Origin of the sequence: Halomonas maura (assembly GCF_030409305.1) — a bacterium.
Classification (GTDB): Bacteria; Pseudomonadota; Gammaproteobacteria; order Pseudomonadales; family Halomonadaceae; genus Halomonas; species Halomonas maura.
The window spans coordinates 1-19,592 of the sequence record NZ_JAUFPQ010000018.1 but is presented as its reverse complement, the minus strand read 5'-3'; the positions used below and the strand labels follow the sequence as shown (position 1 = coordinate 19,592).

The 19,592-nt window shown below is 68.9% G+C and carries 19 protein-coding genes and 1 pseudogene; 3 read left to right on the top strand and 17 right to left on the bottom strand.

What is annotated here, in order from left to right:
- Positions 1-96 precede the first annotated feature (96 nt).
- From recO to rpoE, 10 genes are all read right to left on the bottom strand, one after another.
- The gene (recO, locus tag QWY76_RS12155; RefSeq protein WP_290311493.1) at positions 97-798 is read right to left on the bottom strand and encodes a DNA repair protein RecO; all 702 of its coding nucleotides are present in this window, start codon (positions 796-798) and stop codon (positions 97-99) included.
- 124 nt (positions 799-922) lie between these two features.
- A complete protein-coding gene (gene era, locus QWY76_RS12150; protein WP_290311492.1) occupies positions 923-1,822 on the bottom strand; it encodes a GTPase Era in 900 nt (299 codons plus the stop codon).
- The gene (rnc, locus tag QWY76_RS12145) at positions 1,819-2,508 is read right to left on the bottom strand and encodes a ribonuclease III (RefSeq protein WP_290311491.1); all 690 of its coding nucleotides are present in this window, start codon (positions 2,506-2,508) and stop codon (positions 1,819-1,821) included. The genes era and rnc overlap by 4 nt, the downstream gene beginning before the upstream one ends.
- Positions 2,509-2,551: 43 nt before the next feature.
- A complete protein-coding gene (gene lepB / locus QWY76_RS12140) occupies positions 2,552-3,358 on the bottom strand; it encodes a signal peptidase I (protein WP_290311490.1) in 807 nt (268 codons plus the stop codon).
- 15 nt (positions 3,359-3,373) lie between these two features.
- Positions 3,374-5,191 (bottom strand): translation elongation factor 4, encoded by a 1,818-nt coding sequence (gene lepA / locus QWY76_RS12135; RefSeq protein ID WP_290311489.1) that lies wholly within the window; start codon positions 5,189-5,191, stop codon positions 3,374-3,376.
- Positions 5,192-5,358: 167 nt separating this feature from the next.
- Positions 5,359-6,774 (bottom strand): DegQ family serine endoprotease, encoded by a 1,416-nt coding sequence (locus QWY76_RS12130; RefSeq protein WP_290311488.1) that lies wholly within the window; start codon positions 6,772-6,774, stop codon positions 5,359-5,361.
- 69 nt (positions 6,775-6,843) lie between these two features.
- A complete protein-coding gene (locus tag QWY76_RS12125) occupies positions 6,844-7,308 on the bottom strand; it encodes a SoxR reducing system RseC family protein (RefSeq protein WP_290311487.1) in 465 nt (154 codons plus the stop codon).
- Positions 7,305-8,321, bottom strand: coding sequence for a MucB/RseB C-terminal domain-containing protein (locus QWY76_RS12120; protein ID WP_290311486.1), 1,017 nt, complete (start codon positions 8,319-8,321; stop codon positions 7,305-7,307). The genes QWY76_RS12125 and QWY76_RS12120 overlap by 4 nt, the downstream gene beginning before the upstream one ends.
- Positions 8,321-9,016: a sigma-E factor negative regulatory protein gene (locus tag QWY76_RS12115; RefSeq protein ID WP_290311485.1), complete on the bottom strand. Its 696-nt coding sequence runs from the start codon at positions 9,014-9,016 to the stop codon at positions 8,321-8,323. Before QWY76_RS12115 ends, QWY76_RS12120 begins: the two co-directional genes overlap by 1 nt.
- Positions 9,017-9,206: 190 nt before the next feature.
- Positions 9,207-9,812 (bottom strand): RNA polymerase sigma factor RpoE, encoded by a 606-nt coding sequence (gene rpoE / locus QWY76_RS12110; RefSeq protein WP_183384120.1) that lies wholly within the window; start codon positions 9,810-9,812, stop codon positions 9,207-9,209.
- 338 nt (positions 9,813-10,150) lie between these two features.
- On the opposite strand from rpoE, the gene QWY76_RS12105 reads away from it, so the two are divergent.
- Positions 10,151-11,230, top strand: coding sequence for a 3-deoxy-7-phosphoheptulonate synthase (locus QWY76_RS12105; protein ID WP_290311484.1), 1,080 nt, complete (start codon positions 10,151-10,153; stop codon positions 11,228-11,230).
- Between the two features lie 67 nt (positions 11,231-11,297).
- Here QWY76_RS12105 and QWY76_RS12100 read toward each other — a convergent pair whose 3' ends face one another.
- The 6 genes from QWY76_RS12100 to rhlB all read right to left on the bottom strand — a co-directional run bounded on the left by QWY76_RS12100 (position 11,298) and on the right by rhlB (position 17,884).
- Positions 11,298-11,987 (bottom strand): DUF4336 domain-containing protein, encoded by a 690-nt coding sequence (locus tag QWY76_RS12100; protein WP_290311483.1) that lies wholly within the window; start codon positions 11,985-11,987, stop codon positions 11,298-11,300.
- A complete protein-coding gene (locus tag QWY76_RS12095; RefSeq protein WP_290311482.1) occupies positions 11,984-12,754 on the bottom strand; it encodes an alpha/beta hydrolase family protein in 771 nt (256 codons plus the stop codon). The genes QWY76_RS12100 and QWY76_RS12095 overlap by 4 nt, the downstream gene beginning before the upstream one ends.
- 223 nt (positions 12,755-12,977) lie before the next feature.
- Entirely contained in the window at positions 12,978-13,280 is a 303-nt protein-coding gene (locus QWY76_RS12090; RefSeq protein ID WP_290311481.1) for a GNAT family N-acetyltransferase, read from the bottom strand.
- Positions 13,277-14,170 carry an Nmad3 family putative nucleotide modification protein gene (locus QWY76_RS12085; RefSeq protein ID WP_290311480.1) on the bottom strand — a complete coding sequence of 298 codons (894 nt, stop codon included), beginning with the start codon at positions 14,168-14,170 and terminating at the stop codon, positions 13,277-13,279. Before QWY76_RS12085 ends, QWY76_RS12090 begins: the two co-directional genes overlap by 4 nt.
- Before the next feature lie 51 nt (positions 14,171-14,221).
- Positions 14,222-16,366, bottom strand: a complete 2,145-nt coding sequence (gene dinG / locus QWY76_RS12080; protein WP_290311479.1) for an ATP-dependent DNA helicase DinG — start codon at positions 16,364-16,366, stop codon at positions 14,222-14,224.
- Between the two features lie 237 nt (positions 16,367-16,603).
- Positions 16,604-17,884 (bottom strand): ATP-dependent RNA helicase RhlB, encoded by a 1,281-nt coding sequence (gene rhlB / locus QWY76_RS12075; protein ID WP_290311478.1) that lies wholly within the window; start codon positions 17,882-17,884, stop codon positions 16,604-16,606.
- Between the two features lie 159 nt (positions 17,885-18,043).
- On the opposite strand from rhlB, the gene QWY76_RS12070 reads away from it, so the two are divergent.
- Together QWY76_RS12070 and xthA are read left to right on the top strand one after the other, a co-directional pair.
- Positions 18,044-18,280, top strand: coding sequence for a hypothetical protein (locus QWY76_RS12070; protein WP_290311477.1), 237 nt, complete (start codon positions 18,044-18,046; stop codon positions 18,278-18,280).
- Positions 18,281-18,283: 3 nt separating this feature from the next.
- A complete protein-coding gene (gene xthA / locus QWY76_RS12065) occupies positions 18,284-19,099 on the top strand; it encodes an exodeoxyribonuclease III (protein ID WP_290311476.1) in 816 nt (271 codons plus the stop codon).
- Positions 19,100-19,118: 19 nt separating this feature from the next.
- Here xthA and QWY76_RS12060 read toward each other — a convergent pair.
- Positions 19,119-19,592 (bottom strand): annotated as a pseudogene (locus QWY76_RS12060) (hypothetical protein); the annotation flags it as partial.

Here is a 19,592-nt window from a genome sequence, read left to right as displayed (position 1 = left end):
TCGGTGAGCTGGAAGCTGGAAAACAGCATGTTACCACCCGCCTGTGCCGCAATCCTGTCTTCCGGCTTCACGCTTCCAGGCGCGAAGCGCCACTCTTCAAGCCTGGGAGGCCCGGCGCCGCGCCGCCAGCTGGTGCATCCATTCGCGGGACCGCAGGGGACGGCTGCCCAGCAGCGGCGCCATGGCCGCCCGGGTGACGGCCTTGGCCGGGCCGGCGAGGCCCGGGGTCCGCCAGTCCCCCGCGGCGAGCAGCTTGAGGGTGCGGCCATCGATGCCGGGCTCGCCGGGCACGAAGGCCCGGGAGGCCGGCTCGAAGACATAGCGGCCCTGGGGATCCAGGGCCTGCCCCTCGGGGCCGCAGAAGCGCGGCTCGGCGTCCAGCGCCTCGAGCAGCGAAAGCTCCAGGCGACGCAGCACGCCGGCCCGGGCCGCGGGACGCGGCAGGGCCTCGAGGGTGGCGGTGTAGAAGGCGAAGACCTCGGCCACCGGCAGCTCCACCGGCAACAGCCGGGTGAGCAGCTCGTTGGCATAGAGGCCACAGAGCAGCCCTTCGCCGGCCAGCATCGCCGCCGGGCCACGGGATTCGATCAGGCCCAGGCGCTTGAGCTCGCCGCCCCCGCTCCAGGTGACATGCAGGGGGGCGAAGGGCTGCAACGCGGCCCGCGCCTGGCTCCTGGGCCGCTGCACGCCACGCGCCACGGCCCTGACCCGGCCGTGATCCAGGGTCAGCAGCTCGATCAGGGCACTGGTCTCGCGGTAGGGCCGCTTGTGCAGCAGGTAGGCCGGCTGGGGCGTCATGGGATGAAGCTCGAGGTGCGAGGTGCGAGGTGCGAGGTGCGAGGCCATCAAGAGTGAGGGGTAAGGAGTGAGGTGTGAGAGTCTCCGTCACGCCTCCCCCCGGACGCCCCACGCCTCGCCCCCATCAATCCAGATCGTAGCCCAGGCTCTTGAGTGCCCGCTCGTCGTCGGACCAGCCGCGCTTGACCTTGACCCACAGATTGAGCATGACCTTGGCGCCGAGCGCCCGTTCCATGTCGAGCCGCGCCTCGCGGCCGATCTTCTTGATCCGCTCGCCACTGTCGCCGATCAGGATCTTCTTCTGGCCCTGGCGCTCGACCATGATCAGGGCACTGATGTGGATCACCCGGCCCTCGTCGCGGAATTCCTCGATCTCGACGGTCATCTGGTAGGGCAGCTCGTCGCCGAGCTGGCGCATGACCTTCTCGCGCACCAGCTCGGCGGCCAGGAAGCGCTGACTCTTGTCGGTGACCTGATCCTCGGGGAAATAGTGGACGCTCTCCGGCAGGTGCTTGGCGACCTCGGCCTCGAGCTCGGCCACATTGGTGCCGTGCTTGGCGGCAATCGGCACGATGGCGGCGAAGTCTCGACGGGCGCCTGCCGACTCCAGCCAGGGCAACAGTTCCGCCTTGTCCTTGAGGCGATCGACCTTGTTGACCGCCAGGATCACCGGCGCCTCGACGTTGGCCAGGCGCTCCAGCACCACCTGGTCCTCGGCGGTCCAGCGGGTCCGGTCGATGATGAAGACCACGCAGTCCACGTCGCGCAGGGCCTGGGTGGCGGCCTGGTTCATGAAGCGGTTGATGGCCTTGTTGCGGTCCTTCTCGAGGATGTGGATCCCCGGGGTATCGACATAGAGGAACTGGCTGTCGCCCTCGGTCTTGATGCCCATCACCTGGTGGCGCGTGGTCTGCGGCCGCCGGGAGGTGATGGAGATCTTCTGGCCGAGGATACGGTTCATCAGCGTCGACTTGCCGACGTTGGGGCGACCGACGATGGCCACGAAGCCACAGGTCTGGGTCATGAGCGGGCTCCCTGGGATTCGAGCCGTGCCAGCGCCTGCTGGGCGGCCTGCTGTTCGGCATGTCGGCGACTGGCGCCGATGCCGAGGGTATGTTCCTCGAGCATCTCGACATGACACTCGACGGTGAAGGTCTGGGCATGGGCCTCCCCCTCCACCGAGACCACCTCGTAGCGCGGCAGCGCCACCTGGCGCGACTGCAGGAACTCCTGCAGGCGTGTCTTGGGGTCCTTCTGGGTATCCTGCAGGTTGATGGCCTCCAGGCGCTCGGCATACCAGGCCAGCACCCGGGAGCGGGCGGTATCCATGCCGGCATCCAGGTAGATGGCGCCGATCACCGCCTCGACCGCATCGGCGAGGATCGAGTCGCGGCGCTGGCCGCCGCTCTTCATCTCGCCCGAGCCCAGGCGCAGGCACTCGCCGAAGGCCATCTCCCGCGCCAGCTCGGCCAGGGTCTGCCCCTTGACCAGGCGGGCGCGAAGGCGCGACAGCTGGCCCTCCCGGGCCTGGGGAAAGCGCTGGAAGAGGTCCTCGGCGATGACGAAGTTGACGATGGAGTCACCGAGGAACTCGAGGCGCTCGTTGTTGCGGCCGCCGTAACTGCGGTGGGTCATGGCCAGCTCGAGCAGCTCGGGCTGCGCGAAGTCATGGCCGATGCGACGGCTGAAAAGTGTCAGGGAATTGCTCACGAAGCTCCTGCTATGTCATGACAGACGCTGCCGTTCCTGGCAGTCATTGGATACGACGCACGCTGGTGAAGCTCGGCAGTCCACCGTCCCAGTGCATCCAGACGGCGAAGGCCTTGCCCACGATGTTCTCTTCCGGCACGAAGCCCCAGTAGCGGCTGTCGTTGGAGTGGTCGCGATTGTCGCCCATGGTGAAGTAATGCCCCTCGGGCACCACCAGCTCCCGCATCTGCGGGCCGGGGTCGCGAGGGTTAGTGTAGATAGCGTGAGCGACGTCGCCCAGTTGCTCTTCCAGCAACAGCTCGTCGGGCTGGGTCGGCGGGCCCGCCTCGACCAGGCGCTTGGGCACCGGCTCGCCGTTGACATAGAGCTGCTTGTCCGCGTAGCGGATATGGTCACCGGGCAGCCCGATGACCCGCTTGATGAAGTTCACCGACGGCTCGCTGGGGAAGCGGAACACCATGACGTCGCCGCGCTCGGGCTCGCCCAGCTCGACGACCTTGTGGTTGGCCACCGGCAGGCGCAGCCCGTAGGCGAACTTGTTGACCAGGATGAAGTCGCCCACTTCCAGGGTCGGACGCATGGAGCCGGAGGGAATCTGGAAGGGCTCCACCACGAAACTGCGCAGCACCAGCACCACCAGCAGCACCGGGAAGAAGGAGCGCGCGTAGTCCACCGGCCAGGGGTCCTTGACGGCCTTCTCCCGGGCCACCGGATCGAGCCCCTCGGTGGTGCCCGCCTCGGTGTGGGCCAGCAGCCGTTGTCGGCGGGCGGGACGCCACCAGACCAGATCCAGCAGCCAGACCGCCCCGGTGACGCCGACCGCCACCACCAAGAGGAGTGCAAAATCCATTGTCGTCGTCCTTCCCTAGTCGTTCACCTTGAGCACGGCGAGGAAGGCATCCTGGGGAATCTCCACCCGGCCGACCTGCTTCATGCGCTTCTTGCCCGCCTTCTGCTTCTCCAGCAGCTTCTTCTTGCGGGTCATGTCACCGCCGTAACACTTGGCGGTGACGTTCTTGCGCAGCGCCTTGACGGTGGAGCGGGCCACCACCTGGCCGCCGATCGCCGCCTGGATGGCCACGTCGAACATCTGCCGCGGGATCAGTTCCTTCATCTTCTCGACCAGCACCCGGCCACGGGAGTGGGCATGGTCGCGGTGGATGATCACGGCCAGGGCATCGACCCGGTCACCGTTGATCAGCACGTCGAGCCGGACCAGCTTGGCCGCCTCGAAGCGCTCGAAGTTGTACTCCAGGGAGGCATAGCCCTTGGAGATCGACTTCAGGCGGTCGAAGAAGTCCATCACCACCTCGCTCATGGGCAGCTCGTAGGTGAGCTGGATCTGGCTGCCCAGGAACAGCATGTCGAGCTGGGTGCCGCGGCGCTGCTCGCACTCGGCGATGACGTTGCCGACGAAGTCCTGGGGCACCAGGATGCTGGCGCGCACCACCGGCTCGCGCATCTCCTCCACGTCCGCCATGTCCGGCAGCTTGGAGGGATTGGAGACGTAGCGCAGCTCGCCGTCCTTCATCAGCAGCTCGTAGACCACCGTGGGCGCGGTGGTCAGCAGGTCCAGGTCGTACTCGCGCTCGAGGCGCTCCTGGACGATCTCCATGTGCAGGGTGCCGAGGAAGCCGACCCGGAAGCCGAAGCCCAGGGCATCGGAGTTCTCCGGCTCGTAGTCCAGGGAGGCGTCGTTGAGCGCCAGCTTCTCGAGGGCGTCGCGGAAATCCTCGTAGTCATCGGCACTGACCGGGAACATGCCGGCGTAGACCTGGGGCTTGACCTTCTGGAAGCCCGGCAGCCGCTTGACGTCCGGAGTCTTGGCATGGGTGATGGTGTCGCCCACCGGCGCGCCGTGGATGTCCTTGATGCCGGCCACCACGAAGCCCACCTCGCCGGCGCGCAGGATGCCGGTCTCGCGGCGCTGCGGGGTGAAGATGCCCACCTCGTTGGCCTGCCAGTCGCGGCCGGTGGAGGTGATGCGGATCTTGTCGCCCTTCTTCAGGGTGCCGTCGAAGATCCGCACCAGCGAGACCACGCCCAGGTAGTTGTCGAACCAGGAGTCGATGATCAGCGCCTGGAGCGGCGCCTCGCGGTCGCCCTTGGGCGGCGGGATATCGCGCACCAGGCGCTCGAGCAGCGCATCGATGCCCAGGCCGCTCTTGGCCGACACCTGGCAGGCGTCGGTGGCATCCAGGCCGATGATCTCCTCGACCTCGTGGGCCACCTTGTCGGGGTCGGCCTGGGGCAGGTCCATCTTGTTGAGCACCGGCAGCACCTCGAGGCCCTGCTCGATGGCGGTGTAGCAGTTGGCCACCGACTGGGCCTCGACGCCCTGGGCGGCGTCCACCACCAGCAGGGCCCCCTCGCAGGCATACAGCGAGCGGGAGACCTCGTAGGAGAAGTCGACGTGCCCCGGGGTGTCGATGAAGTTGAGCTGATAGACGTTGCCGTCCTGCGCATGGTAGTCCAGCGTCACCGACTGGGCCTTGATGGTGATGCCGCGTTCGCGCTCGAGGTCCATGGAGTCGAGGACCTGCTCCTTCAGTTCGCGCTCGGTGAGGCCGCCACAGGTCTGGATCAGGCGATCGGCCAGGGTCGACTTGCCGTGATCGATGTGGGCGATGATCGAGAAGTTCCGTATCCCGTTGATTACTTTACGGTTGTCGCTTTCTGCCATGCGGGGTAATCCGTTTCATGATCGCGCCGGGGACCCGAGATCGATGGAATGTCCGGACCGGGGCGTCGTGTAAGATGGCGGCATTGTAGCGAGATGCGCCGGCCAGATACAGCGACCCGACGGCCGGCGCCGTCGGGTCGCGGATCTCGGCGCTTGCGATGTTGGCCTCAGTCGGAGGCGAGTCGCAGTGCCACATAGTAGGAGCGGCCCTCCCGATACAGCCGGACCGGCACCACGCTGCCCTCCGGGACCTCGGCGACCAGCTCGCCGAGCTGGGCCGGGTTGTCCACCGCCCGCTGGCCGATGCTGACCAGGATATCACCGGGCCGGATCCCCGCGGAGGCGGCGATGCCATCGGGAGCAAGTTCGGTGACACGCACGCCATGCTCGAGTCCCAGCTTGCGACGCTCGCCCTCCTCCAGGGACTGGACGACGACGCCCAGGCGCGTCGGCGCGGCGTTGTCGCCGTTGCCACCGGCCAGGGCGGGCGCGTCGGGCCAGGCGCCCACGGCCATGTTGATCGTCCGGCGCTCGCCGTCGCGCAGCACGCTCAGTTCCGCGTCGTCGCCCGGCGAGACGCGGCCGATCAGCCGCGGCAGGGTACTGGAGCGATCCACGTCCTCACCGTTGACCGCGAGGATGATGTCACCGGCCTGCAGGCCGCCCTCGGCCGCCGGCCCCTCGGGGTCGAGATCGGCGATCAGCGCCCCGCGGGGGTTGTCCATGCCGAAGGATTCCGCCAGTTCCCGGGACACCGGCTGGATCATCACGCCGAGCCAGCCGCGGCTCACCGAGCCGTCGGCGCGCAGCTGGTCGGCGATGTCCATGGCCACATTGATGGGAATCGCGAACGACAGTCCCATGAAGCCGCCGCTGCGGGTGAAGATCTGGGAGTTGATGCCGACCACCTCGCCATCCAGGTTGAACAGCGGACCGCCGGAGTTGCCCGGGTTGATGGCCACATCGGTCTGGATGAAGGGCACGTAGACATCCCGCGGCAGGGTGCGGTTGATGGCGCTGACGATGCCGGCGGTCACCGAATGGTCGAAGCCGAAGGGCGAGCCGATGGCCGCCACCCATTCGCCGACCTCGAGGCGGTCGGAATCGCCCAGCTCGAGGGTCGGCAAGTCGTCGGCATCGACCTTGAGCACCGCCACGTCGGTCTTCTCGTCGGCTCCCACCAGTTCGGCCTCGAGCTCGCGACGGTCGTTGAGACGCACCAGGATCTGGTCGGCCCCATCGACCACATGGGCGTTGGTCATGATGTAGCCGTCCTCGTCGATGATGAAGCCCGAGCCCAGCGACTGACGCTCCTCGCTGCGCCCCCTACCCCCCGGGGGCACCGGCATGCGATCACCGAAGAAGTGGCGGAAGAGCTCGGGAATCTCCTGGCCGCCGAACTGGCCGAGGGGCGAGCCGGGCCGTTCGACCACCCGGGACGTGGAGATGTTGACCACGCCGGGCGCCGCTTGCTTGACCAGGCCGGTGAAGTCCGGCAGTTCACGGGCCAGGGCGGACTGGCTGGCGAGGACCGCCAGGGTCAGGAGCATCCACAGGGAAAGCTGTCGCGTCATGCGTGTCATGAAAGACTCCTGTGACTTGGGAATGATGAGAAGTGATGCTTTCTTGTTACCGCGCTAACGGTGAAAGGTTCAGCCCGATGATCGACTGACCGCGAGCAGCCGCGGCCGGTAGCACCGGGCATGACGCTGGAGGTGCCGGCGAAGCAGGCCGCCGCCGGCGACCAGACCACCGCCGAAGGCGAGCGCCACCAGGGGGTCGGACAGGCCCAGGAGGTCGGCGAGCTGGGCGCCGACGAGCGCCAGGCCCAGCGGCAGGCCGTAGGTCCAGAGGCTGGCACGGGCCACGGCCCGGGCCGGCAGTCCGAGGGACACGACGTCGCCGATGGCCAGCGGCTGGTCCGCGTGGATGGCCACCCGCCAGGGACGCGACGCCTGCCAGCGTGCCAAGGCCCGAGTGCCGCAGCCCTGACGGGCATGGCAGGCGCCACAGGCCGACTGGCGACTGACCTCGACCCAGGCGCCTCCCGCGAAGGGCTCGACGACCCGGCCCTGCTCGACGAGCAAGGCGACAGGGTCGACGGCGGCAGCGGTCATTGGCTGGCGGCCTCCGCCGTGGCCGAGCCCCCGTCGCCGGCCTCGTCCTGCCACTCCACGGCCTCGACCACCCGGCGCAGCACCCGGGGCGGCAGCTCGCCCATGGCCACCACCTGGCGGGACTGCCCACCCAGCTCGCGATGCAGTACCGCCGCATGGGAGACGCCCAGGCGATGCACGCCGGGAATCAACAGGTCCCGGCCCTCGAGGGGCTCGACGAAGACACTCAGCGTGGCCAGGCCGTCACCATAGACACGATGACTGACCCCCGGGCGGCGCGAGCCGTGGGTCTTCACCGGCTGGGACACGAAGCCTTCCGGCAGCCAGCCGGGGCGCCAGCGATCCTCCACGGGTGCCTGCCCGGGCGCGAGGCCGACGCGGCCTTGGTGGAGCCGGGGGTCGCGCAGCTCGGTGACCTGAAAGGTCTCCACTACCCGCCCCTGCTCGTCGAGCAGCATCTGCTTGAGCGGCAGGGCGGTACGGGCGTCCAGCCAGAGACGATGGCCGTAGCGCATCTCGTCCAGCGGCTCGATCTCGAGACGCAGGGTCCGGCGACCGGCGATGCGATCCTCCCCGGAGAGCTGCAGGCGATAGAGGCCGTCGAGATGCTGCACGATGGCGGCCGGCGAGGCCAGGGTGGGACCGGCGGCCATGCCGTTCAGCCGGGCGATGCGCCCCTGCCGCTCGAAGACCACCGGCGGCCCGTCCAGGAAGCGGGCGACCTCGCGCTCGACGCCGTCGCGAATCTCGTGGGACAGCGCCAGGGTGCGCACGCCATCCACCCCGATGCGTACCGCGCGGGCCTGGAAGACATAGCAGTGGCCGGCCCACAGGCTGCGTTCGAACCACGCCCTGGCCGACTCGGGACCGGGCTCGTCGGCCAGGGTGGTGCAATCGAACTGCTCGTCGCTCGGCGCCGGCGAGGCTTCCTCGGCCGCGGCGACCGATGTCATCGCGGCGCCGGCCAGCACCAGGGCCATCAGGTGGCGTGACCGTCTGCGCCAGACCGCCATCAACGCTGACCCAGCGGCTCGCTTCCGGAGGCCCGCAGCAGCGGCATCCAGACATCCCCGCCACTGGCGGCGGCGCCTTCGGCGTGACGGTCGAGATAGGACTGCAGCAGCAGGGCCTGCTGGCGGTCCATGCGCAGGGACTGGCGCTGGGTCGGCGACATGAACATCGGCGTGCCGTCCCCGGCGCCCACGGTCATCAGGCCCTGCTGACTGCCGGCGGACTGGGCGGGCTGCGACTGGAACATCGGCAGGTCGACCAGCGACGGCGCCTGGACGCTCGGGCCGGTCGCCTGGCCGGTACCGTCGGCGGTGGTCGCCACGGGCGCGGTGCCCGTTGGCGTGCCCAGCGGCGAGGCGCCGTTGTAGAACTGTACCCCGGTGATCACCATCAGCGAGACCGCCGCGGCGATACCGGCGCTGCGCATCATCGGCAGGGACCGGCGGGTCGCGGGCTGCTCATCCGCGGCCATCGGGGCCGGCTCGTCCTGCAGCCGGGCCATCACGCCCGCGGACAGGTCGGTGGAAACATCGACCTCCGTCTCGCGACGCAGCAGGGATCTCATCAGATGGTAGCGACGCCAGGCGTCCGCCGCATCGGGCTCGTCGTCCAGCGACTTCAGCAGGCGTCGCAACTCGAGCTCGTCACCTTCGTTGTCCATTAGCGCAGAAAGCGATTCCCGTGCGTTCTGACTCATTCTTCACCCCTCACACTCGTCAAGACTTGTCCGCCTTGCATCCATTGGAAGCCCGGTATCCCGGCCTCGATGGCCACCCTCTCGGCGACGTCGGCACGCTCTCGGCGCTCGACTGGCGAGCCGGTCACCGCATATGACGTCAGCGGCGTCCGACAGTTCAGCCAATCGGCAAAAACGATGAAAATTCGATTCATTCGGTCAGCGCTTCCTGATTGCGCGACGTGGTCACCAGGGGACGAATATGCTGATCCACCGCCTCCCTGGCGCGGAAGATGCGCGAGCGCACCGTGCCCACCGGGCAGTCCATGATGTTGGCGATGTCCTCGTAGGAGAGCCCATCGAGTTCGCGCAGGGTGATGGCCGTGCGCAGGTCATCGGGGAGGGCCTCGATGGCCTCGAAGACGGCCGCCTGCAACTGGTCCCGGGCGATGGCGGCCTCGGGGGTCTCGATGTCGGCCAGCCGTCCGCTATGGTCGACGATCTCGGCGTCGACGATATCCAGGTCGCTGCCCGGTGGGCGGCGCCCCTTGGAGACCAGGTGATTCTTGGCGGTGTTGATGGCGATGCGGTACATCCAGGTATAGAAGGCGCTCTCGGCGCGGAACTTGCCCAGCGCCCGATAGGCCTTGATGAACGCCTCCTGGGCCACGTCCTGCACCTCGGCATGATCGTGCACGTAGCGACCGATCAGGCCGATGATCTTGTGCTGGTACTTCTTGACCAGCAGGTCGAAGGCGCGGGTATCCCCTTTCTGGGCGCGCTCGACGAGTTGCTGGTCGGTCTCCCGAGTGCCCATTCAACGCCTCCCCGCGGCGCGAGCTGGACGCGGCGCTCCGGTGGAACGTCGCGATGAGACTGGTGTCGCTTCCATATGTATCAACCTAGACCCTGGGGTGAGCGTGCGCCGATGTCGGCAGGTGCCCAAGTGTTCCTGTTTCTCGGGCAGGCATCAAGCGGCTAGATGACCTCGGCGCGCCCAGGCAGGCGTGCCCCGGGCACGCGCCGTCAACGCCGGCGGTGAGACAAGCGCCACCGCCCCTGGGTTCCGTCTGCGATTGAATTTGCCCGGCACGCGGGCGATAGTAGACGTCTCACGCCGACTCAGCGCTGACACGACACAGGTAGCGAAGCACAATGTCCGAGCATCAGGTCAACAACCTCAACGTCCTCTCCGAGGACGTCCTCATCACTCCGGCGGCCCTCAAGCAGCAGATTCCCCTCTCCGACGAGGCCGAGCGGACGGTGATCGAGGGGCGCAACACCATCCAGGCCATTCTCGACGGCCGCGACCCCCGCCTGCTGATGGTGGTTGGCCCCTGCTCGATCCACGACGTGGACGCCGCCCTGGACTATGCCCGCCAGCTGCGGCGCCTGGCGGATGAGGTCAAGGATAGCCTGTATATCGTGATGCGCGTGTATTTCGAGAAGCCGCGCACCACGGTGGGCTGGAAGGGCCTGATCAACGACCCCCACCTGAACGGTTCCTTCGAGATCGAGGAAGGCCTGCACATCGCTCGCCGCCTGCTCGTCGAACTGGCCGAGATGGGCCTGCCGCTCGCCACCGAGGCGCTGGACCCGATCTCGCCGCAGTACCTGCAGGACTGCATCAGCTGGTCGGCCATCGGCGCTCGGACCACCGAGTCCCAGACCCACCGCGAGATGGCCTCCGGCCTGTCCTGTCCGGTGGGCTTCAAGAACGGCACCGACGGCAGCCTCGACGTGGCCGTCAATGCCCTGCAGTCGGTGGCCCATCCGCACAACTTCCTGGGCATCGACCAGGCCGGCAAGGTGGCGATCATCCGCACCCGCGGCAACGCCTATGGCCATGTGGTGCTGCGCGGCGGCAACGGCAAGCCGAACTATGACAGCGTCAGCGTGGCGCTGGCCGAGCAGGAGCTGAACAAGGCCGGCGTCACCCCGAACATCATGATCGACTGCTCGCATGCCAACTCCAACAAGGATCCCGGCCTGCAGCCGCTGGTGCTGGAGAACGTCACCAACCAGATCCTGGAAGGCAACCACTCGATCATCGGGCTGATGGTCGAGTCCAACCTCGGCTGGGGCAGCCAGAAGATCCCCGAGGACCACAGCCAGCTGCTCTACGGGGTCTCCGTCACCGACGCCTGCATCGACTGGGACACCACCGAGACCGCCTTCAAGGGCATGAACGAGAAGCTGGCCCCGGTGCTGGCCAAGCGCCGCCAGGCCGCCTGACGCCGCGCTTACGTCCACGACCAGGGCCCGCCATATGGCGGGCCCTGGTCGTTTTCCTGGCGCCCCTCTAAGGCTTAAGCCAGCCGAACGAGCGTCTCAGGAAGGCCTGTGCATCGGTGTCGACGATCTCGCCGTGCGCCATGACGATCGTCTCGGGCCGCCAGGCCAGAAGGCTGCGGAGGTGCGCCCTCGCCTCGGCCTTGTGAAAGGCAAAGCTCAGCCGCCAGTCCCGGGGCATCCCGCCATTGGGCGCGAGGATGCCGGTCATCCGAGCCACGCCCCTCTGCAGCGGCCCGAAGGCTCGAGGCGCGAAGTTCTCGACCAGATCCGCCACGATCAGGGTTCGCGTCGCGACATGCAGGAAGACGCACTCCTCCATGAGACGCGAGCCGGTGAACAGCAGGTGGCGCAGTTCGTCCGACCATGGGTAGGAGGCCCCGGCGTCCAATCGGCCGTCGAAGGCCAGCTCGCCTCGCTTGGTGATGACTTCCCGGGTCCCGAAGAGCCGCGCGTCGGGATAGGCCCGCTGCCAGTCTTGCAGGTACAGGTGATGCAAGTGGTTCGGCGCCACCAGGTAACGCACCTCCCCCAGCGCCTCCACCCTGCGGCGGAGCCCGGCATTCAAGCGGATCGGGCTGTGGACCCACAGCGTGCCATCGGCGAGGCGCACCAGCGTCATCCGCGTGGTGTAGGGCAAGGTATAGAAGGACACGGTGTCACCATCGGCGATCCAGACGTCCTCGAAGAGCTGTTTCAAGCCTCGCCCCCCTGGCCGAGGCATCGGGTGAAGAACCGCAGCAGCCGTTCATGATGCAGGTTCTCCGCCTCGCTGCGCAGGAGATGCCCCTCCCCCTCGTAGAGGTGGGTCTCGATATGCCCTCTTCTCTCGCCAAGCCGAGCCGACAGGCGGCGGGTCATGGCGACGCTCCAGGTGGCATCCTCCACCCCGTGGCTCAGGAAGACGGGCCCGCTATAACGCTCGATCTCGATGGGTGTCGTCGGCTTGAGGCCTTCGGAACTCCCTCGCCATGACCATGCCCGCGAGGCGGCATCCCAGGCTTGCCAGCCAGGATCCCCCGAGTCCCGGAAGGATCGGGCATCGAAGCTCCCGCAGATCACATCGGCCGGGGCATGGGCGGCCAGCGCGTCGGCCTGTCCTGCCTGCCCTTCCCGGGCCATCAGCGATGCCAGCAAGAGGGCGTGCTCGCCGCCCCGCGACAGCCCATACAAGCCGACCCGCCCGGAACAAGGCGGAAACTCCCGCAATGCGCTCAATGCGTCGGCGGTCCGATCCAGGGGTACCTCCTCGATCGCGCCGGCATTCCAGGCGTTGCCGCCCCGCGAATAGGCATGGGGATAGGCCAGGAACCCATGCGCCGCAAACAGCACCGCCAGGCGGTGCGACCATCCGGAGTAGCCGCCCTCGGAACCGTGCAGGATCAATATGCCCGGAAACGGGCCATCCCCGGCGGGCCCGTAGGTAGTGCCGAATTCCGGCAGCAGTCGGCGCACGATCTTCAGCATGACACCTCCCTGTCCACTGGTTTCTTCCTTGACGCGCCCCATCGCGCGATCCTTGACGGCGCGACGCCAGGGTCCGCCAAGCCACCCTGAAGACCTTACTCCTCGAGCGACTTGGCCAACAGGCACTGGCGCTTGTCGAGCCGATAGACCTGCCGCCGATAGCAGGCATGCGCCGCCCGGCGCTGCACGTTGGCCCGCCCCCGGACCCGGTCGGCAAGGAGCCTCAGCCAGCTTCGGCGGCGGCCACCAGCTGGGCGCCCAGCCCCTGTCCCCGGCGCGTCTCGGCGACGACCAGGCTCGCGACCTCGCCGCAACGCCCCTCCGCCAGACGCACGTCGAGGAGGGCCGAGACGCAGCCAACGACCGCCCGCTGATCCTCGGCGATGATGACCGCCCCTCCGCGCGCGACCCTCTCGGCGAGGTTGTCGCGCACGCTGCCGGCGGTATGCGCGTAGCCCAGCGGCGACAACAGCCCGGCCAGCGCCTCGGCGTCCGCCGCCTCCGCCTGCCGAAAGCGAATCGTCATCCCGCCTCCCCATTACCGCTGCTGCCGTCCCCGGCAGCGCTCGCGCCGGCGATCAACTCCCGCGCCCAGGGTAGCGCCTCGGGATACTGCTCGGTATCCAGCACGAACTCCTGGCCGCGGGCCACGGCCTGCAGCTCGACGCGGTCGGCGTGCCGCCGCCAGCGTCGCGGATCGGCGTGATAGCTCAGCGGCGGGCGCCCTTCCCCGGGATGAAACCAGCGCGGCAGCTGCCAGGCGGAGACCTTCCCGGCGCCGGCGGCCGTCAGGTGCAGGCGCGCCGCGTCGCGCGGGAAGATGCCGGCGCCCGGCAGTCCGGTGTCGCGCCCCGCGATGGTCAACCGGGAACTGGCGAGATGCAGCACGTTGTGGGGGGCATCGAGCCGTTGGCAGTGCGGATGGTCGTGTGCCCACTCGACGCCCTCGGGCACGGCATCGCCCAGCGACAGCGTCCCGGCCACCTGCATCCAGCCCCACAGCACATGACGGGGCCTGGCGTCCCTCACGTAGGCCCAGCCGTTCGCCCCCCGCTCGACACGGCGAAAGAGCCCGAAGAACAGGAACAGGTCCCCCGCGCCGACGCCCTGGTTGCGCAGGTGGCTCTGGGCCTGGCCCATCTGGCCGAACAGCGGCCGCCAGCCCGGACGTCGCGGCAGGCTATCGGACAACAGGTCGGGATCCAGGTGCGCCCCGGTGCCCGGGGCGATCCTGCCCCGGGTCAGATCGGACACCAGGGGCCCGAGGGGCTCGCCCTGATGGGTGATCTCGCCGTAGGGGATGACCGAGCGGGCGTCGGGGATCGGCAGCACCACCAGCCGGCCATCGGGCAGGATGGGGCTGGGCACACCCCCGGCGGCGCTATCGAAGCCCTTGCGACTGAGGATCAGTTTCATGTCGATTCCCGCCGTCCGCGAGGCGCGATTGCCGGTCCGCGCCCCTATGACTCACCCGCCCTGCACCACCCCGTCGATCTCGCGGGCGAAGGGCGGCAGGGCGTCGAGCAGCGCGCGACCATAGCGGCGCGTCAGCACCCGGCGGTCGAGCAGGGTGATGCGCCCCTGGTCGGCCTCCTTGCGGATCAGCCGCCCGCAGGCCTGCACCAGCTTGATGGAGGCATCGGGGACGCTGATGCGCATGAAGGGGTTGCCGCCCTGGCTCTCGATCCACTCGGCCAGCGTCGCCCCCACCGGGTCGTCGGGCACGGCGAAGGGCAGCCGGGTGATCACCACATGGGTCAGGTAGTCGCCGGGCAGGTCGATGCCTTCGGCGAAGCTCGCCAGGCCGAACAGGATGCTGCCCTCGCCCTGGTCGACCCGGGCCCGGTGGCGCTCCACCAGCTCGCGCTTGGGGAGCCGGTCCTGGGCCAGCACCCGCTCGCGCCGCGCCGGCGAAAGCCCCTTCTCCACGGCCCGCAGCTGGGCGCGCGAGGAGAACAGCATCAGCACCGCCTCGTCATCGCCCAGGGCCTCGACGAAGTCGATGATGGCCCGCTCGTGGCCCTCGCGATCGGCGGGGTCCACCGCCTCGCGGGGCACGCTGAGCACCGCCCGGGAATAGTCGAACGGACTCGGCAGGCGCTGGTAGCGATAGCGGTTGGCCAGTCCGGCACGCTCCTGCAGGCGCTCGAAGCGGCCCAGCGCGGTGAGGGTCGCCGAGGTCACCACCGCGCCGAAGCAGCGTCCCCACAGCGATCTGGCCAGGGTATGGGCGGCGGAGACCGGGCTCGCCGAGAACGTCAGTTCCGGCTCACCGCCGAAGCGCTCGAGGGTCAGCCAGCGGGCCCGGGGCGGCTCGCCCTGGGGGTCGGGCTCGGCGAAGGCCTGCCACAGGGCATGGGCCTCCAGGGCACGGCCGTGGAGCAGCGCCACCAGCGGCAGCCAGGGCTCGGCCTGCTCCCGGGGCAAGCCGGTGGACTTCTCGGGATCGAGGCTCTCGCGCAGGATGTCGCTCATCGACTCCAGGGTGCGCGACAGCTCGGCGAAGATCGTCACCAGCCCGTCGGCCTGCTCGCGCAGGGCTCCCGGCACCCGACCCATCTCGAAGCGATGCTGGCCGCCCTCCTCGCCATCGCCCAGCCCCTCGGGTCGCCCCGCGAGCCGGTGGCCGAGGGCGAAGGCCTCGCCGAGCTTCGGCTCCAGGGCCTCGATCGCCTGGGGCAACCCGGCCAGCAGCCGGGCCAGGGTCGGCTGCACGGCCAGGGCCTGGTTCAGCTCGGTGAGCGACTTCTTCAGGGTGCGCAGCCAGCGCAGGGCGCCACCCACGGCGAAGCGATGGGTGAAATGGTTGAGGGCCTTGTCGGGCAGATGGTGCCCCTCGTCGAAGATGTACAGGCAATCGGCCGGGTCCGGCAGCACCACGCCGCCCCCCAGGGCCAGGTCGGCCAGCACCAGGTCGTGGTTGGCGACGATGACGTCGGCACTGTCGAGATCGCGGCGGGCACGGAAGAAGGCACAGGCGCCGAAGTGGCCGCAGCGGCGATTGGTGCACTGGCGGTGGTCGACGGTGAGCTTGCGCCAGTGGGCGTCGTCGATGGCCTCCGGCCAGCTGTCGCGATCGCCGGCCCAGCGGCCGTTGCCATAGGCCTCGCCGAGGGACTGCACCAGGGTCTGGAAGTCGTCGCCGCCGCTGTCCAGCGCCTGCTCGAAGAGCGACAGGGTGGGGTTGTCCTCGCCGCCGTCCATGGCCTGGTCGAGGCGCGCCACGCAGACGTAGCGGCCGCGCCCCTTGGCCAGGGCGTAGTCGAAGGCCAGGCCGCTGTGGGCCTTGAGGGCCGGCAGGTCCTGGTGCAGCACCTGCTCCTGCAGGGCCACGGTGGCGGTGGCCACCACCAGGCGCTTGCCGCGGGCCTTGGCCACCGGCAGCGCGGCCAGCAGGTAGGCCAGGGTCTTGCCGGTGCCGGTGCCGGCCTCGAGCACGCAGACATGTTCGTCGCTGACGCGGCGACCGGCATCGTCGACCTCGATGCCCGCCAGGGTACGGGCGATCTCGGCGATCATCAGCCGCTGGCCGTAGCGCGGCGTCAGCTCGAGGCCGTCGAGCACCCGCCGATAGGCGTTCTGGATCTCGCCCTTCAGGGCCTCGTCAAGCATGGTTGCGCCTGCATCGTTAGGGTAAAACCGCGGCTTTTCCGGCGACAGGCCGATGCGGAGGCGCTGTGAACCCTTCCCTGGGCGCTACCTCTGCCATCCATGGCAGAGGACCTCCGCTACGGCCCGTCCCCGGCGCCGCTCACTCGGGTGGTTTCTCGGGTGCACCCCGCACGGTCGTTCTTCAAGCGGCGCAGCCGCGTCTTCCCGCGTCCAGGCGCGAAGCGCCGCTCTTCAAGCTTACAGCAGCCCCTCGGGCGGATGCTCGCAGGGCAGCTTGTCGTTGATGAAGCGCTCGATCTCCGGCAGGGAGAAGGCGTCCTCCTCGCCCACGAAGCTGATCGACACGCCCTTGGCGCCGGCACGGCCGGTGCGGCCGATGCGGTGGACGTAGTCCTCCGGATCCTCCGGCAGGGTGTAGTTGATCACGTGGCTGACATCCTCGATATGGATGCCGCGGCCGGCCACGTCGGTGGCCACCAGCACCTGGATCTCGCCCTCGCGGAACTGCTCGAGGGTGCTGATGCGCTGGTTCTGGGGCACGTCGCCGGAGAGCATGGCGGCGTTGATGCCGGCCTGCTTGAGCAGCTCGTCGAGCTTGCGCACCAGGTCGCGGCGGTTGCCGAAGACCATCACCCGGTCGAAGCTCTCCTGCTGCAGCAGCTTGACCAGCAGGCGCTGCTTGTCCTCGTCGCCGACCAGATAGACCCGCTGGTCGATATCGGCGGCATTGTCGACGGTGACCGCGATCTCCGCGTGGGTCGGCTCATGGGTCCACTGGCTGGCCAGGTTGAGGATGTCATCGGTGAAGGTCGCCGAGAACAGGAAGGTCTGGCGTTCTTCCTTCTTCGGCGTGTGGCGGATGATGCGCTTGACGTCGGGGATGAAGCCCATGGAGAGCATGCGGTCCGCCTCGTCGAGCACCAGCACCTCGACCTGGGTCAGGTCGACGTCGCGCTTCTGGTGGAAATCCAGCAGCCGTCCCGGGGTGGCGACCAGGATATCCAGCCGCTTGCCCAGCCCCTCCAGCTGCTTCTGGTAATCCATGCCCCCCACCACGCTGGCGACATTGAGGTGGGTGAAGCGCGCCAGGGCCTTGGCGTCCTTCTCGATCTGCAGCGCCAGCTCGCGGGTCGGGGCCACGATCAGCGCCCGGGGCGCGCCGGGCTTCTGGCCGTCCGGGGCCTCTTCCTCGAGGAAGTAGGCGAGGATCGAGATCAGGAAGGCGGCGGTCTTGCCGGTCCCGGTCTGGGCCTTGCCGACCACGTCGCCGCCGAGCAGCGTGTGGGTGAGCGCCTCGGCCTGGATCGGCGTGCAGTACTCGAAGCCCTGGGCGTGGATGGCGCGCATCAGCGGCAGCGGCAGATCGAAGTCATGGAAGCGCCACTTGCCCGCCACGGCGGGAACCTGGAACTGGCGCAGGTCCCAGTTCGACTGGCGGCGGCGCGGCTTGCGACGGCGACGCTTGGGCTTGCGGTTCTCGGTCTTGGCCGGTGCTGTGGTCTGTTCCGACTCGCTCATAGGCTGTGCTGTCTCGTCCATGTCGTGGATGAAAGCGTCTCGGGAGGTAGTGTGACGCAAACGGCCATTGTACCAGCCTCCGGCGGCGAGGGCCCGCCCGCTGTCGAAGCGGTGGCCGCGGCTGGTAGAATGGCGGCCAGTATCCAAGGAGCATGCGTCATGACACGCAGAAAGAAGACCCGATCGCTGGCCGACAAGGTGACGATTCGCACCGGCCGGCGCAAGGACTACAAGCAGTGGCGCCACGAGAATCCCGACGAGGTCACCTCGTCGCGCCGCTTCACGCAGAAGAAGCGCCAGCAGCGCAAGCTGCAGGCGGCGCGCAAGCTGGCCCGTCAGGAGACCGGCCCGTCCATCGAGATCCATCCCGACACGCCCGAGAACAAGGACGACTGACCGATGCGCCTGGTGTCATTCAACATCAACGGCATTCGTGCCCGCCTCCACCAGCTCGAGGCGCTGATCGAGGCGCACCGCCCGGCGGTGATCGGCCTGCAGGAAACCAAGGTCCAGGACAGCGAGTTCCCGGTGGCTGCCGTCGAGGCCATGGGATACCACGTCTATTTCCACGGCCAGAAGGGCCACTACGGGGTGGCCCTGCTGTGCCGGGACGAGCCCGAGGCGGTCTACCGGGGCTTTCCCGATGACGGCGAGGACGCCCAGCGGCGACTGATCGGCGTGCGCCTGCGCGGCGAGGACGGCGAACCGCTGACCGTATGGAACGGCTATTTCCCCCAGGGCGAGAACGTCGACCATCCGGTGAAGTTTCCCCACAAGCGCGCCTTCTACGCCCAGCTGAGCCGCCTGCTCGCCGAGCAGCACTCTGCCGAGGAGCGCCTGGCGATCATGGGCGACTTCAACATCTCGCCCGAGGACATCGACATCGGCATCGGCGAGGCCAACCGCAAGCGCTGGCTGCGCGAGGGCAAGACCAGCTTCCAGCCGGTGGAGCGGGAGTGGCTCGGGGGCATCAAGGCCTGGGGACTCACCGACAGCTACCGGCTCTGCCACCCCGGGGTGGACGACCGCTTCAGCTGGTTCGACTACCGTTCCAAGGGCTTCGACCGCGAGCCCAAGCGCGGCCTGCGCATCGACTACATCCTGGTGAGCGAACCGCTGGCCGGCAAGGTCCGGGAGGCCGGCATCGACTACGAACTGCGTGGAATGGAAAAGCCCTCCGACCACGCCCCCGTCTGGACCGACGTCGAGGCCTGATCGCGCCTCGCCGTCTCGACTAGCCGGCGGGGCCGCCCCTCTCGGGTCCGCCGGCGCCATCCTCCTCCTGCCCAGGCAGGCTCGCCAGCCAGTCCTGCGCCTCGGCCTCGCCGAGGTCGCGCGCCTTCTCCAGCGCCTCACCGGCGATCTCCCACTCGCCCCAGCCGTGGGCCAGCCGGCCCAGCTGCAGCCAATCGCCGCCGGCCTCGCTGCGCTCGGCGAGCGCCTCCCAGGCGGCCAGCCCCCGCTCGCGGTCCCGCGCCGCCTGCCAGGCCCGCGCCAGCAGGCGACGGTTGGCGAGAGTGTCGACCAGATCCCCCTGCTCCAGACTCTCGGCGAGCAGCTCGGCGGCCCGGGCCGGGGTGCCGCCCGCCAGGTGCAGGCGAATGCGCTGCCGCAGGTCCTCGCGGCCGGCCAGCACGCCGCGGCGCCAGCCCGCCTCCCAGAGGGCCGCCGCCCGGCCGGGGTCGCCCAGTCGCTGGGCCAGGGCCGC